This window comes from Pantoea sp. Lij88 (assembly GCF_030062155.1).
Classification (GTDB): domain Bacteria; phylum Pseudomonadota; class Gammaproteobacteria; order Enterobacterales; family Enterobacteriaceae; genus Pantoea.
In genome coordinates this window covers 2,262,221-2,276,391 of the sequence record NZ_CP118269.1, presented here as the reverse complement: position 1 = coordinate 2,276,391, position 14,171 = coordinate 2,262,221, and the positions used below count along the sequence as shown (strand labels likewise).

Below are 14,171 nucleotides of genomic sequence, written 5' to 3'. Positions count from 1 at the left end.
CTGGTTATTCTGGATCCACAACAGCATTCACAAAGGAAAAATCATGAACATTTATGAGACCGAACTGGTTACGCTCGATGGGGAAAAAACCACGCTGTCACAGTGGCAGGGCAAGGTCCTGCTGGTGGTTAACGTTGCCTCAAAATGTGGTCTGACGGCGCAATATGAAGAGCTGGAGAACCTGCAGAAAGCCTGGCAGGACCAGGGTTTCAGCGTGCTTGGTTTCCCCTGCAACCAGTTTCTGGAGCAGGAGCCGGGCAGCAATGAGGAGATCAAAACCTTCTGCAGCACTACGTATGGCGTGACATTCCCGATGTTTGCCAAAACCGAGGTCAATGGCGCAGGACGTCATCCGCTCTATGCTCAGATGATTGCGGCCCGGCCTGACGCAGTGCGTCCGGAAGGCAGCGGCTTTTACGAACGTATGGAGAGTAAAGGACGCGCACCGAAAGAGCCGGGCGATATTCTGTGGAACTTTGAAAAGTTTCTTATTGGCCGGGACGGCAGCGTGGTCCAGCGTTTTACACCGGACATGACGCCGGAAGATCCGATCATTCTGGAAACCATCAAGCAGGCGCTGGCAAAATAGATGCTGTTGCGCCTGCAACAGGCCGCCGTTCCAGGACGGCTGCAGCCACTGACCGGTGAGCTTGCCGCCGGTCAGCTGCTGCACGTGGCCGGTCCGAACGGCTCAGGCAAAAGCACCTTACTCAGTGTGATTGCCGGACTGCAACCCGCCTCCGGTAAGGTGCTGCTGGACGATCGGTCGCTGAGTGACTGGAACGGCGCGGCCCTGTCCGGCGTTCGCGGCTGGCTGCCACAGCAGCAGGCACCGCTGAGCCAGATGCCGGTCTGGCACTATCTGCGTCTGCATCTGAAACAGGCGGCATCGCAGTCCGATGCCCGGCTCAGCACGCTGCTGGAACGGCTTCAGCTGCAGGATAAATTATCACGTTCGCTGACCCGGCTCTCCGGCGGCGAATGGCAGCGCGTCAGGCTGGCAGCGGTCTGTGCGCAGATTGATCCCCTCATCAATTCACGCGGGCGGCTGCTGATCCTTGATGAACCACTGACGGCGCTGGATATCGGTCAGCAGAAAGCGGTGGATGATTTGATTGCGGAGCTGTGCGCGGCAGGTATCAGCGTTATTGCCAGCAGTCACGATCTCAACCACACCCTGCAACACGCCGACCGGGTCTGGCTGATGAACAGGGGAGAGGTGCTTGCGCAGGGCGAACCGGCAAAGGTCCTGACGCCGCAGCGCCTGACCCCGCTCTACCAGATTGTTTTCCGGCAGATTCAACTCGAAGGACGCACGCTGCTGACCGTCCTGCCCTGACACTTGCTACCTGGCGGGCTTTACCGCTACATTAAGCCGGTTGCAACTTCTGATAAGGACATTTGGCGATGCGCCTGGCTTTGCTGATTTTAATTCTGCTGCTGACGGGATGCAGTCATCACGCTCCGCCGATTAATGGCCGTCTTTCCGATTCGATTACTGTGATAGCGGAACTGAACGATCAGCTCGGTCACTGGCGTGGCACGCCTTATCGCTATGGCGGCATGAGTCGTAACGGCGTTGACTGCTCCGGCTTTGTCTATCTGACCTTCCGCGACAAATTTGCGCTGCAGCTGCCGCGCACCACCTCAGCCCAAAGCGATATCGGCACCCGAATCAGCAAAGACGAACTGCTGCCCGGCGATCTGGTCTTCTTTAAAACCGGTCGCGGCGAGAATGGCCTGCATGTGGGCATTTATGACACCGATAACGCCTTTATCCACGCTTCAACCAGCCAGGGCGTTATCCGCTCCTCGCTCGACAATGTCTACTGGCGAAAAGTCTTCTGGCAGGCGCGCCGTATTTAAAGGCGGGCTCGAAAATCAGACTTAAGTCCAATTTTAAATAGAGTTAAAACAGAGAGTAAAAGTTTTATTTTAAATGACTGTTATTGATTGCGGGTTTTAATAAACATAATTAACCCTGATTTAATTCCGCTAATAACCGGTGTTTTATTGCTACTATTTGGCTTAAGCGTGATCGCCGGTGGTCAAACGGCGGTGGAAGGGCAAAGAAGTTCGTCTCATCAATGATTTGGCACTATTGCCTGCGCCTGACCATTACTATACGATATCCCCATCGCCGCTTATTCTGGCATTAAAATGAAAATTCATCTCTCGGCCGACTATCAGTCGGAAATCTGGTTTTATCCTGTCTGTGATGTTCACGGACGGTTGACCGCTGTCGAGCTGGTCACGCAGTTTGTGCATGAAAGTGCCCCCATCACGCTGCCGCAGGATCTGTTGCTGCCGCAGCTTGATGAGTCGCAGCAGCTGCGCCTTCTGCAAAGTCAGATTGGATTGCTGGAGCAGAATCGCGCCTTATTTGAAGCGCATTCGGTATCAGCATTTATCCGGATAGATGAAGGGATGGCCCGGATGCTGCTGGCCAGTGAATTAGTGATGCGGAAAATAAAACAGCTGCCGTTCATACTGTTGAATATAACTGAAACGTTTCCGCAGCTGAAGCTGGGAAAAAATAATCCGCTGCTGGCTGACCTGCATGCTGAATTTAATTTAGCGCTTTCACATTTCGGCGCGGGTAAGACGCCCTCAAATGCCGTCTACGATAATTTATTCAGCTGCATCTGCCTGGACAAAGAGTTTATTCATTCGCTGGCAAAACGCGCGTCCTTCGTGCCATTTATTCAGAGCATTATTGATAATTTCCGCGCCCATTGTGACCGGCTCATTATTTGTGGCATTGACGACGAAATGCTTTTCGATAAAGTCAGCCAGCTGGACGGTGCCGACTTTCAGGGGGCGCTCTTCCCGGTCGTAAAATCTGATGCACTGCGTTCGCTGCTCTGCGCGGACGATCGCATGCCATCCTCTCAGCATCCCGGCTGATACTCCCTGTTAATCCCCGCTATCAGCGTTACACTAGAGAACTAATCTACGTATCGCTGAGCAGCGCATGGGAGAAACAATGTCCTCAGGCAAGGCCACTTTTGACAACACCTGGTTCCGTGAACTGACAGGGTGTTACACCGCGCTAAACCCCACGCCGCTGACAGGCGGACGCCTCCTGTATCACAACGCACCGCTTGCAACCTCAATGGGTCTGGATAGCGCACTCTTTGCCGGTAACGGCCATGATGTCTGGCACGGCGCGGCACGCCTGCCCGGCATGCAGCCTCTGGCACAGGTCTACAGTGGTCATCAGTTTGGCGTCTGGGCGGGCCAGCTTGGCGACGGGCGCGGTATTTTGCTGGGTGAACAGCGCCTCGATGATGGCAGTAAACTGGACTGGCATCTCAAGGGCGCCGGGCTGACGCCTTATTCCCGCATGGGCGATGGCCGGGCCGTGATCCGGTCCAGCGTGCGGGAGTTTCTCGCCTCGGAAGCGCTGCACCATCTGGGTATTCCGACCACTCGCGCACTGACCCTGTCGATAGGCGATGAGCCGGTCTACCGTGAAACCCCCGAGCGTGGCGCAATGCTGATGCGTATTTCACCGAGCCATCTGCGCTTCGGCCATTTCGAGCATTTCTTTTACAGCCAGCAGCAGGAGAAAGTGCAGCAGCTGGCCGACTACGCTATCCGCCATCACTGGCCGCATCTGGAAGCGGAAGCTGACCGCTATCAACAGTGGTTTACTGACATTGTGTTACGCACCGCGCGCCTGATTGCGCTGTGGCAGAGCACAGGCTTTGCGCATGGGGTGATGAATACCGACAACATGTCGATTCTCGGCCTCACCATCGACTATGGCCCGTTTGGTTTTCTCGATGATTATCAGCCTGACTTCATCTGTAATCACAGCGACTATCAGGGGCGCTACAGCTTTGAAAATCAGCCAATGATTGGCATGTGGAATCTCAACCGGCTGGCGCATGCGCTGTCGGGTCTGCTGACCACCGAGCAGCTGCGGACGGCGCTGAGCGCCTATGAACCGGAACTGATGCGGGTCTGGGGCGAACGGATGCGGGCGAAGCTCGGCCTGCTGACACAGCAGAGCAGCGATAACCAGATTCTCACCGATCTGCTGGCACTGATGACCCAGGAGCACAGCGATTACACCCTGACATTCCGGGTGCTGAGTGAGACTCAGCAGGCTGAAAGCCGCTCACCGCTGCGCGATGAATTTATCGATCGTGAGGCATTTGACCGCTGGTATCAGCGCTATCGCAGCCGTCTGATGGACGAGCAGGTCAGCGATGCGGAACGTCAGGCTGTGATGAAGGCGGCCAATCCGGCGGTGATTCTGCGCAACTATCTGGCGCAGCAGGCGATTGAAGAGGCGGAGCGGGGCGAGCAGGGTGCGCTGGCACGTCTGCATCAGGCGTTACAGCAACCCTTTAGCGATGAAACAGCCGCTGAGTATCGTCAGCGGCCGCCAAACTGGGGCAAAACCTTAGAGGTCAGCTGCTCCAGCTAATCATCACTCAGAGGCGGTGCGAAACCGCCTCGGCCAGCAGGGCGAGCACCTGTTCGCTCTCCTGCCAGCCAAGGCAGGGATCGGTAATCGACTTGCCGTAAACCAGCGGTTCGCCGCTCACCACTTTCTGATTGCCTTCTTCCAGGAAGCTCTCAATCATCACACCGGCAACGGCCCGCGATCCTGATTTAATCTGCTCTGCCACCTCTGCCGCGACATCCATCTGACGACGGTGCTGCTTCAGGCAGTTGGCGTGACTGAAGTCGATCACTAGCTGCTCCGGCAGATTAAACGCCGACAGACTCTCAGCTGCAGCGGCGACATCACTGGCATGATAGTTAGGCTGTTTGCCGCCACGCAGGATGACATGGCCATGCGGGTTGCCGCTGGTCTGATAGATGGTCATCTGGCCCAGCTTATCCGGCGACAGGAACATGTGGCTGGCGCGCGCGGCACGAATCGCATCCACGGCAATCTGTACGTTCCCATCGGTGCCGTTTTTAAAGCCGACCGGGCAGGAGAGGGCCGAGGCCATTTCGCGGTGGATCTGGCTTTCGGTGGTACGTGCGCCAATCGCGCCCCAGCTGATGAGGTCGGCAATAAACTGGCCGATCACCATATCCAGGAACTCGGTAGCGGTAGGCAGACCCAGCGCGTTGATATCAATCAGCAGCTTGCGGGCAATGCCGATGCCACGGTTCACATCATAGCTGCCATCCAGATCCGGATCGGAGATTAAGCCTTTCCAGCCCACTACGGTGCGCGGCTTCTCGAAGTAAGCACGCATCACAATCTCCAGCCGATCTTCATAGCGGCTGCGTAACGCGTTCAGACGCTCAGCATAGTCGAGTGCCGCCTTAGGGTCGTGCAGCGAGCACGGGCCAATCACCACCAGCAGGCGGGGATCTTCACCGGTCAGAATGCGGGCGATGCGTTTACGGGCAGCGGTGACATTGTCGGCAATCGCCGGGGAGACCGGATGCTCAGCCGCCAGGCTGGCGGGGGTAATCAGACTACCAATGCGTGCGGTACGCAGTTCGTCGGTTTTGTTCATGAGTTTCTCGAAAACGGTTCTTCGCAGCGGTGAAATACCGGGAAGTGATGGTGGTCACAATAAACCATTAGCCTGCGAATTCAACCCGGGATTTGATAATGAAATCAAAAGCGACGGCAGCGCCGCTTTACAACGCCAGTCCGATTAGCCTGTTAATACATCCGGCGCGTCAGACCCATGATGTCGAGGATTTTGGTGGCAATCTCCTCCACCGAGTAGTTGGTGCTGTTGAGATAGCGGATCTGATGGGTGCGGAACAGCGCTTCCACCTCGCCAACTTCCAGCCGGCACTGACGCATTGAGGCGTAACGGGTATTTTCCGCCCGCTCCTGACGTATCGCCGCCAGGCGTTCCGGGTCGATGGTCAGCCCGAACAGTTTATTCTGGTGCGCACGCAGCGCGGGCGGCAGTTTGAGGTTATCCATGTCGTCTGCAATAAAAGGATAGTTGGCGGCGCGAACACCAAACTGCATCGCCAGATAGAGGCTGGTGGGGGTTTTACCACAGCGCGACACGCCCAGCAGGATCACCTGCGCATCCTCCAGCCCGCGCAGCGAAATACCGTCATCATGTGCCAGGGCGTAATCGATCGCCGCAATACGCGCATCATATTTCCCCAGGTTACTGGCATCCAGTCCGTGAGTACGGTGAGCAACCGGCGCGGGCGACAGGCCCAGCTCCTGCTGCAGCGGGGCGACCAGCGCCTGCACGATATCCTGACAAAAGCCGTCGCTCTGCACGATGATGTCGCGCACTTCCGGCGTGACAATGGAGAAAAACACCAGCGGCCGGACACCGCTCTGCTGATAGAGCGCATTAATCTGGGCTTTAACCGCCAGCGCCCGCTGGACGTTTTCCACAAACGGCAGCGTCAGACTGGTGATATTGACCGGAAACTGCGACAGCACCGCATGACCCAGCACTTCAGCCGTGATAGCCGTGCCATCGGAGATATAAAAAACGCTTCTGTCAGTTGTCATAACGAAATCAGCCTCAGACAAGAGTGAACAATCAGCATGAGCCATGCGATTAAATAAATCATCTCTGATTTTAATTTCTGGAAGGTCTGTCCGGATTATTTGTCTGCTGTTTCATCAGGATAATAAAAAATCAAAAGGCGTTTCATCCCGTCGGAACTCTTTTTTAAACCGGCAATACGGTGTAAATAGCCACGCCACTGTTGCGCAACAAAACAGACGGGTTAATTCGCTGAAATTCTGTCATTTCCTGCTTCATCAATAACTTAGCTAAAAATAGCGTCTTTGCGCAACAGCAAAATAATCCGCTCACAATTCCGAAACTGTTGCTGAAATTCTGCTTTAACGATTCAACAGATCGTTATTGAGGGGGTGATATGTCAGGCTGAAGACAGATAACTCCCTGTGTCCATTCATTGATAATTAATAAAGGATAAGCTCAATGTCCACTCAAGAACAGCCACTTGTGCTCTGGTATAACCAGCTTGGCATGCATGATGTTGACCGGGTAGGAGGCAAAAATGCCTCTCTGGGTGAGATGATTACTAACCTGTCGTCGCTGGGCGTTTCCGTGCCCAACGGTTTCGCGACCACCTCTTACGCTTTTAACCTGTTCCTCGACCAGAGCGGACTGAACCAGCGGATTTATGCGCTGCTGGATGAGACCGATATTGATGATGTGGATGCGCTGGCAAAAGCAGGTAAGCAGATTCGTCAGTGGGTGGTGGAGACGCCGTTCCTGCCAGAGCTGGAGTCGGCCATCCTGGATGCTTATCAGCAGCTTTCTGCTGACGATGATGCCGCGTCGTTCGCCGTCCGCTCTTCTGCCACCGCAGAAGATATGCCCGACGCCTCTTTTGCTGGTCAGCAGGAAACCTTCCTGAATGTGCAGGGCATCGACGCCGTGATGGTAGCGGTGAAGCATGTCTTCGCCTCGCTGTTTAATGACCGCGCTATCTCTTACCGCGTGCATCAGGGTTACGACCATCGTGGCGTTGCGCTGTCGGCAGGCATTCAGCGCATGGTGCGCTCTGACCTGGCCTCGTCAGGTGTGATGTTCACCATTGATACCGAGTCCGGCTTTGATCAGGTGGTCTTTATTACCGCCGCGCTGGGACTGGGTGAAATGGTGGTGCAGGGTGCCGTTAACCCGGATGAATTCTACGTCCACAAGCCGACTCTGGCCGCCGATCGTCCTTCTATCGTGCGCCGCAATATGGGTTCGAAAAAAGTTCGCATGGTCTATGCCGATTCTCAGGCGCATGGCGAGCAGGTGCGGATCGAAGATGTGCCGGAGACCGAACGCGACCGTTTCTGCCTGAGCGATGAGGAAGTGCAGGCGCTGGCGAAGCAGGCCGTGCTGATTGAACAGCACTATCAGCGTCCGATGGATATCGAATGGGCCAAAGATGGGCACACCGGCAAGCTGTTTATCGTTCAGGCGCGTCCTGAAACCGTGCGCTCCAATGGTCAGGTGATGGAGCGTTACACCCTGCAGGGTCAGGGCCGCGTGGTGGTTGAAGGCCGTGCTATCGGTCATCGCATTGGCGCAGGCGTGGTGAAGGTCATCCACGATATCAGCGAAATGAACCGTATTGAAAAAGGCGATGTGCTGGTGACGGACATGACCGACCCGGACTGGGAACCGATCATGAAAAAGGCGTCAGCGATTGTCACCAACCGTGGCGGACGAACCTGTCATGCGGCGATCATCGCGCGTGAGCTGGGCATTCCGGCCGTCGTCGGCTGTGGCGACGCTACCGATCGGCTGAAAGAGGGCCATCAGGTCACCGTCTCCTGCGCCGAGGGCGATACCGGTTACGTCTATGATCAGCTGCTCGACTTCGACGTCACCAGTTCGCAGGTCGATTCGCTGCCTGAACTGCCGCTGAAAATCATGATGAACGTGGGTAACCCCGATCGTGCCTTTGATTTCGCCTGTCTGCCTAACGAAGGTGTCGGCCTGGCGCGTCTGGAATTTATCATTAACCGTATGATTGGCGTCCACCCTAAAGCGCTACTGGAATTCGATCAGCAGACGCCGGAACTGCAGCAGCAGATCCGTAAAATGATGAAAGGATTTGATAATCCTGTCGAGTTTTACATTGCCCGTCTGACTGAAGGAATTGCCACGCTTGGCGCGGCATTTGCACCGAAACGCGTAATTGTCCGACTTTCAGATTTTAAAACCAATGAATATGCCAACCTGGTGGGGGGCGAACGCTACGAGCCGGAAGAGGAAAACCCGATGCTCGGATTCCGTGGGGCAGGTCGCTATGTGGCGGACAGCTTCCGGGATTGCTTTGCGCTGGAGTGCGAAGCAGTGAAGCGTGTTCGCAACGAGATGGGCCTCACCAATGTCGAAATCATGGTTCCGTTTGTGCGCACCGTTGATCAGGCGCAGGCCGTGGTGGAAGAGCTGTCGCGTCAGGGACTCAAGCGCGGCGAGAACGGACTGAAGATCATTATGATGTGTGAGATCCCCTCCAATGCGCTGCTGGCAGAGCAGTTCCTGCAGCACTTTGATGGCTTCTCAATCGGATCCAACGACATGACTCAGCTGACGCTGGGACTGGACCGCGACTCCGGCGTCGTCTCTGCGCTGTTTGATGAACGTAACGAAGCCGTGAAAGCGCTGCTTTCCATGGCCATCAAAGCGGCGAAAAAACAGGGTAAATATGTCGGAATCTGTGGGCAGGGACCGTCTGATCATCAGGATTTTGCTGCATGGCTGATGGAAGAGGGCATCGACAGCCTGTCGCTGAACCCGGACACCGTGGTGGAAACCTGGGTGAGTCTGGCGCAGCTAAATAAAACTGCCTGACACCGGTAGCTGTATTCATGAAGGCCCGCATTGCGGGCCTTTTCTGTTTATAGCTGGCTTGATTCAGGCAAAAAAAAAGCCCATCACAGGGGATGGGCAAAGACTACACACAGCAATTCTTTACTCTACTCAGGGGAATTAGTTTGTCTGAAAATCATCAGGTTGATTTCGAACATAGGAAACATGTTATTCATACGGCTGGCTGGCGTCTTTAAGAATCCTCTTATTAGTTTAAAGCCGATAATCTTTTGTCACCTTAACTTCGCCATTTGGCTTAAGAAACAGTGCAGAAAGTAATCTTTTTTAGCCCTGAAAGGTCACTTTCCCGCCAGACATGGCTTTTTTCTTAAAAATCGCTAATGAAAAACAGAATTTATCTGATTGATGAGGGGAGGTGCGGTTAATCATCATTAACCGCACTAATCAATGCCCGAAAGGGAGATGGGCGTGGCAGGCTACTGCATTACCTCAGACGGCAGGCGGGGTATCTTCATGATCGGCCAGGGCATCCGCCGACGCCATCGGGTCATTATCCGGCGCTGGCGCTTCATGCATCCAGACGGAAACCAGACGGTAGGAAACCGCCAGAACCACCGGGCCGATAAACAGACCGATCATGCCGAATGCGAACAGGCCACCAATGACGCCAGAAAGGATCAGGATCATCGGCAGATCGGCGCCCATACGGATTAACATCGGGCGCAGAACGTTATCCATCGTGCCGACGACACAACTCCAGACCAGCAGCACGGTTCCCCAGGTGGTATCGCCGCTCCAGTAGAGATAGATAATGGCGGGAACCAGCACCAGCAGCGGACCCAGCTGTACCAGACAGCAGAGAATCATCAGCACCGTCAGCAGCGTGGCATAAGGAATGCCGGAAATTGCCAGACCGATGCCGCCCAGCACCCCCTGCACCAGCGCCGTCACTACCACGCCAAGCGCCACGGCACGAATAGACTGGGCGGCCAGCAGCACGGCAGCATCACCGCGTCGTCCCGCCATCCGAAACGCGAAGTGACGGATGCCCTGGGCAGCCTGTTCGCCACGCCAGTAAAGCAGCACGCTGAACAGCAACATCACGCCCAGATGGATCATGAAGCGCCCGAAATGACCGGCCTGAGCCACAAAGAAGCCCGTGGTGCGACCAATATAAGGCTGTATTTTTGCCATCACACCAGCGCCGCCGCTCGCCACCAGCGTGTCATAACTGACATGAAGTTTTCTGCCGACCATCGGGATTTCCCTCAGCCACGTCAGCTTCGGCATTGTGTGACCCTGGGTTACCCAGGCAATCACCGGCGCGCTGTTATCAATCAGGCTACTGACCAGCAGGGCGATAGGAATAATAAACAACAGCAGCAGCAGCAGTGTCATGACGATCACCGCCAGCGAACGGCGTCCCCATAACAGTCGCTGGAATTTCAGCATCAGTGGCCAGGTGGCAATCACCACCATGCTGGCCCAGGCAAAGCCCAGAATAAACGGCTGCACGACCCATAAACAGGCGACGATCAGCAGCAAAATGAACATCAGGGTAAAGAGTATTTGCGGTAAATCCATATCCCGGTACTGGCTTTTCATCATTGACTCATAACCTCGTCTTAATCCTTCATTTTCGGGCAGTCGGATACCCGTTTTTATCATGATCTATTTGCCAGGGATTAAACAGCGTCGTGGTGAAAGGTTTTTGCCTTTTCTGAAAAAAGGGCAGACGCAGGAAAAATATGATAAAACGAGAAATCGCTAACGTATAAACGCAAACGTTTACAACACCTTCGGTCAGACAATCATGATCCCACAGATTTCGCAGGCACCGGGCCTCGTTCAACTGGTGCTGACGTTCCTTGAGTCGCTGAAAGAGCAGGGTTTTACCGGTGACATGGCGACCAGCTATGCCGACCGTCTCTCACTCTCCACCGATAACAGCATCTATCAGTTGCTGCCCGACGCAGCACTCTTTCCGCGCTCGACGGCGGATGTGGCCCTGCTCGCCCGCGTGGCTGGAGAAGCACGCTTTACCAGTCTGGTGTTTACCCCGCGCGGTGGCGGCACCGGCACCAACGGGCAGTCGCTGAATCAGGGAATCGTGGTAGACATGTCGCGCTACATGAACCGCATCCTGGAGATCAATACGGATGAGGGCTGGGTGCGGGTCGAAGCAGGGGTGATCAAAGATCAGCTGAATGCCTGGCTGAAGCCTTTCGGCTTTTTCTTCTCTCCGGAGCTTTCTACCAGTAACCGCGCGACGCTCGGCGGGATGATCAACACCGATGCGTCGGGTCAGGGCTCGCTGGTGTATGGCAAAACCTCGGACCACGTGCTGGGTCTGCGGGCCGTGCTGCTGGGCGGCGATATTCTTGATACGCGGCCCATGGCGACCGCGCTGGCTGAAACGCTGGCGCAGACGGCCACACCTGAAGGGCGACTCTATCAGCAGGTACTGACGCGCTGCCGCGAGCATCGTGCGCTGATTCTGGAAAAGTTTCCAAAGCTGAATCGCTTCCTGACCGGCTATGACCTGCGCCACGTATTCAGCGACGACATGCAAACCTTTGACCTGACACGCCTGCTGTGTGGCGCAGAGGGCACGCTGGCCTTCGTCACCGAAGCGCGGCTCGATATCACCCCGCTGCCGAAAGTGCGGCGGCTGGTGAACATCAAATATGACTCCTTCGATTCCGCCCTGCGTAATGCGCCCTTGATGGTGGAAGCGCAGGCGCTGTCGGTTGAGACCGTTGACTCCAAAGTGCTGAATCTGGCGCGGGAAGATATCGTCTGGCACTCGGTGCGTGAATTGATTGCTGACGTACCCGACAAAGAGATGCTGGGCCTGAACATCGTTGAATTTGCCGGTGACAACGCGGCACTGATCGATCAGCAGATTGACCAGCTGTGTGGCCGCCTCGATACGCTGATGGCGCAGCAGCAGGGTGGCGTAATCGGCTATCAGTTCTGCAACGACCTGGATGGCATTGAGCGCATCTATAACATGCGTAAAAAAGCGGTGGGCCTGCTGGGTAATGCCAAAGGCCGCGCGAAGCCTATTCCGTTTGTGGAAGATACCGCCGTCCCGCCGGAAAAACTGGCGGACTATATTGTCGAGTTTCGTGCGCTGCTCGACAGTCACGGTCTGAGCTACGGCATGTTTGGTCACGTGGATGCCGGCGTTCTGCACGTGCGTCCGGCGCTGGATATGTGCGATCCGCAGCAGGAGATGATGATGAAACAGATCTCCGACGAAGTGGTGGCGCTGACCGCACGCTACGGCGGCCTGCTGTGGGGTGAACATGGCAAAGGATTCCGCGCCCAATACAGTCCGGCGTTCTTTGGCGAAACGCTGTTTAACGAACTGCGTCGCATCAAAGCCGCCTTCGATCCGCTTAACCGTCTCAATCCCGGCAAGATCTGTACGCCTTTTAACCGCAACGACGAGATGATGCAGGTCGATGCGGTGAAGCGCGGCACTTTTGATCGACAGATTCCGGTCTCGGTTCGCGATGAGTGGCGTGGGGCGATGGAGTGCAACGGCAACGGGTTGTGTTTTAACTTTGATGTCCGTAGCCCGATGTGTCCCTCTATGAAAATTACCCGTAACCGCATTCACTCTCCGAAAGGGCGGGCAACGCTGACGCGTGAGTGGCTGCGGCTGCTGGCCGAACAGGGCGTCGATCCGCTGGCACTGGAAAAGCAGCTGCCGGAAAACAGTTTGTCGCTGCGCGGAATGATTGCCCGTACCCGCAATAGCTGGCACGCCAGCAAAGGGGAGTATGATTTTTCGCATGAAGTGAAAGAGGCGATGTCGGGCTGTCTGGCCTGTAAAGCCTGCTCCACCCAGTGTCCGATTAAGATTGACGTGCCCGCGTTCCGTTCGCGCTTCCTGCAGCTCTATCACACCCGTTATCTGCGACCGGTCAGCGATCATCTGGTGGCGGCGGTCGAGGGCTATGCACCCCTGATGGCGAAAGTGCCGAAGGTGTTCAACTTCTTCCTGCGTCAGCCGTGGGTAAAAGAGCTAAGCAAAACGCATATCGGCATGGTCGATCTGCCTCTGCTCTCAGCACCGAATCTCAAACAGCAGCTCAGCGGTCATCCCGCGATGAACATGACGCTGGAGCAGCTGGAAGGACTGTCACCCGCCGAGCGCGCCAGCTGTGTGCTGGTGGTGCAGGATCCCTTCACCAGCTTCTATGAGGCACAACTGGTCAGTGATTTTATCAGGCTGATTGAGAAGCTGGGCTACCGTCCTGTGCTGCTGCCATTCTCGCCAAACGGTAAAGCGCAGCACGTGAAAGGTTTCCTGCAACGGTTCGCCCGCACGGCAGCCCGCACCGCCGATTTTCTTAACCGGGTGGCAAAACTGGAGCTGCCTATGGTGGGCGTCGATCCGGCCACCGTGCTCTGCTATCGCGATGAATACCGTCAGACGCTGGGCGAATCGCGCGGCGACTTTAACGTATTGCTGGTGCATGAATGGTTAGCGCGTGCGCTGGCAGAACGTGACGTGCAGGCCACGGGCGGGGAATCCTGGTATCTCTTTGCGCACTGCACAGAGGTGACCGCGCTGCCTTCCACACCGAATCAGTGGCAGGGGATCTTCGCCCGTTTTGGTGCGAAGCTGGAAAACATCAATGTCGGCTGCTGCGGTATGGCGGGCACCTATGGCCACGAAAGTAAGAACCTCGAAAACTCACTGGGGATTTACTCGCTCTCCTGGCATCCGCAGCTCCAGCGACTGCCGCGTCAGCGCTGCCTGGCCACCGGCTATTCGTGCCGCAGTCAGGTCAAGCGTGTGGAAGGCAACGGTATGCGCCATCCGCTTCAGGCATTGCTGGAGATAATGTAAAAAAATTGTGCGCGACGTCACGCCGTGGCTGG

Annotated in this window: 10 protein-coding genes and 1 other RNA gene; 7 read left to right on the top strand and 4 right to left on the bottom strand. The window is 55.8% G+C overall.

Annotated elements, in window-relative coordinates:
• Window positions 1–43 precede the first annotated feature (43 nt).
• The 5 genes from PU624_RS14420 (at window position 44) to PU624_RS14400 (ending at window position 4,438) form a co-directional block, all read left to right on the top strand.
• Window positions 44–589 (top strand): glutathione peroxidase, encoded by a 546-nt coding sequence (locus PU624_RS14420; protein WP_283545534.1) that lies wholly within the window; start codon window positions 44–46, stop codon window positions 587–589.
• The gene (gene btuD / locus PU624_RS14415) at window positions 590–1,339 is read left to right on the top strand and encodes a vitamin B12 ABC transporter ATP-binding protein BtuD (protein WP_283545533.1); all 750 of its coding nucleotides are present in this window, start codon (window positions 590–592) and stop codon (window positions 1,337–1,339) included.
• A 68-nt stretch (window positions 1,340–1,407) separates the two neighbouring features.
• Entirely contained in the window at window positions 1,408–1,866 is a 459-nt protein-coding gene (locus PU624_RS14410) for a C40 family peptidase (protein WP_283545532.1), read from the top strand.
• Window positions 1,867–2,160: 294 nt separating this feature from the next.
• Window positions 2,161–2,907 (top strand): EAL domain-containing protein, encoded by a 747-nt coding sequence (locus tag PU624_RS14405; protein WP_283545531.1) that lies wholly within the window; start codon window positions 2,161–2,163, stop codon window positions 2,905–2,907.
• 79 nt (window positions 2,908–2,986) lie between these two features.
• On the top strand, window positions 2,987–4,438 hold the full coding sequence (locus PU624_RS14400; RefSeq protein WP_283545530.1) for a protein adenylyltransferase SelO: 1,452 nt from the start codon (window positions 2,987–2,989) through the stop codon (window positions 4,436–4,438).
• Between the two features lie 7 nt (window positions 4,439–4,445).
• On the opposite strand, the gene PU624_RS14395 is transcribed toward PU624_RS14400, so the two are convergent.
• Window positions 4,446–5,492, bottom strand: a complete 1,047-nt coding sequence (locus tag PU624_RS14395) for a 3-deoxy-7-phosphoheptulonate synthase (RefSeq protein WP_283545529.1) — start codon at window positions 5,490–5,492, stop codon at window positions 4,446–4,448.
• 152 nt (window positions 5,493–5,644) lie between these two features.
• Window positions 5,645–6,472, bottom strand: a complete 828-nt coding sequence (ppsR, locus tag PU624_RS14390) for a posphoenolpyruvate synthetase regulatory kinase/phosphorylase PpsR (RefSeq protein WP_003853242.1) — start codon at window positions 6,470–6,472, stop codon at window positions 5,645–5,647.
• A gap of 439 nt (window positions 6,473–6,911) precedes the next feature.
• On the opposite strand from ppsR, the gene ppsA reads away from it, so the two are divergent.
• Window positions 6,912–9,293 (top strand): phosphoenolpyruvate synthase, encoded by a 2,382-nt coding sequence (gene ppsA, locus PU624_RS14385; protein ID WP_283545528.1) that lies wholly within the window; start codon window positions 6,912–6,914, stop codon window positions 9,291–9,293.
• Between the two features lie 68 nt (window positions 9,294–9,361).
• On the opposite strand, the gene rprA is transcribed toward ppsA, so the two are convergent.
• An RNA gene (gene rprA / locus PU624_RS14380) (antisense sRNA RprA) lies at window positions 9,362–9,469 on the bottom strand.
• 292 nt (window positions 9,470–9,761) lie between these two features.
• Window positions 9,762–10,880 carry an AI-2E family transporter YdiK gene (gene ydiK, locus PU624_RS14375; protein ID WP_502921571.1) on the bottom strand — a complete coding sequence of 373 codons (1,119 nt, stop codon included), beginning with the start codon at window positions 10,878–10,880 and terminating at the stop codon, window positions 9,762–9,764.
• A 205-nt stretch (window positions 10,881–11,085) separates the two neighbouring features.
• On the opposite strand from ydiK, the gene ydiJ reads away from it, so the two are divergent.
• Entirely contained in the window at window positions 11,086–14,139 is a 3,054-nt protein-coding gene (ydiJ, locus tag PU624_RS14370) for a D-2-hydroxyglutarate dehydrogenase YdiJ (protein ID WP_283545527.1), read from the top strand.
• The last annotated feature ends 32 nt before the right edge of the window (window positions 14,140–14,171 follow it).

Coding starts and splice junctions, on each gene's coding strand:
- PU624_RS14400 (WP_283545530.1), top strand. CDS start 2,987: ATGTCCTCAGGCAAGGCCACTTTTGACAACACCTGGTTCCGTGAACTG.
- ydiK (WP_502921571.1), bottom strand. CDS start 10,880: ATGATGAAAAGCCAGTACCGGGATATGGATTTACCGCAAATACTCTTT.
- ppsR (WP_003853242.1), bottom strand. CDS start 6,472: ATGACAACTGACAGAAGCGTTTTTTATATCTCCGATGGCACGGCTATC.
- PU624_RS14405 (WP_283545531.1), top strand. CDS start 2,161: ATGAAAATTCATCTCTCGGCCGACTATCAGTCGGAAATCTGGTTTTAT.
- PU624_RS14420 (WP_283545534.1), top strand. CDS start 44: ATGAACATTTATGAGACCGAACTGGTTACGCTCGATGGGGAAAAAACC.
- ydiJ (WP_283545527.1), top strand. CDS start 11,086: ATGATCCCACAGATTTCGCAGGCACCGGGCCTCGTTCAACTGGTGCTG.
- btuD (WP_283545533.1), top strand. CDS start 590: ATGCTGTTGCGCCTGCAACAGGCCGCCGTTCCAGGACGGCTGCAGCCA.
- PU624_RS14410 (WP_283545532.1), top strand. CDS start 1,408: ATGCGCCTGGCTTTGCTGATTTTAATTCTGCTGCTGACGGGATGCAGT.
- ppsA (WP_283545528.1), top strand. CDS start 6,912: ATGTCCACTCAAGAACAGCCACTTGTGCTCTGGTATAACCAGCTTGGC.
- PU624_RS14395 (WP_283545529.1), bottom strand. CDS start 5,492: ATGAACAAAACCGACGAACTGCGTACCGCACGCATTGGTAGTCTGATT.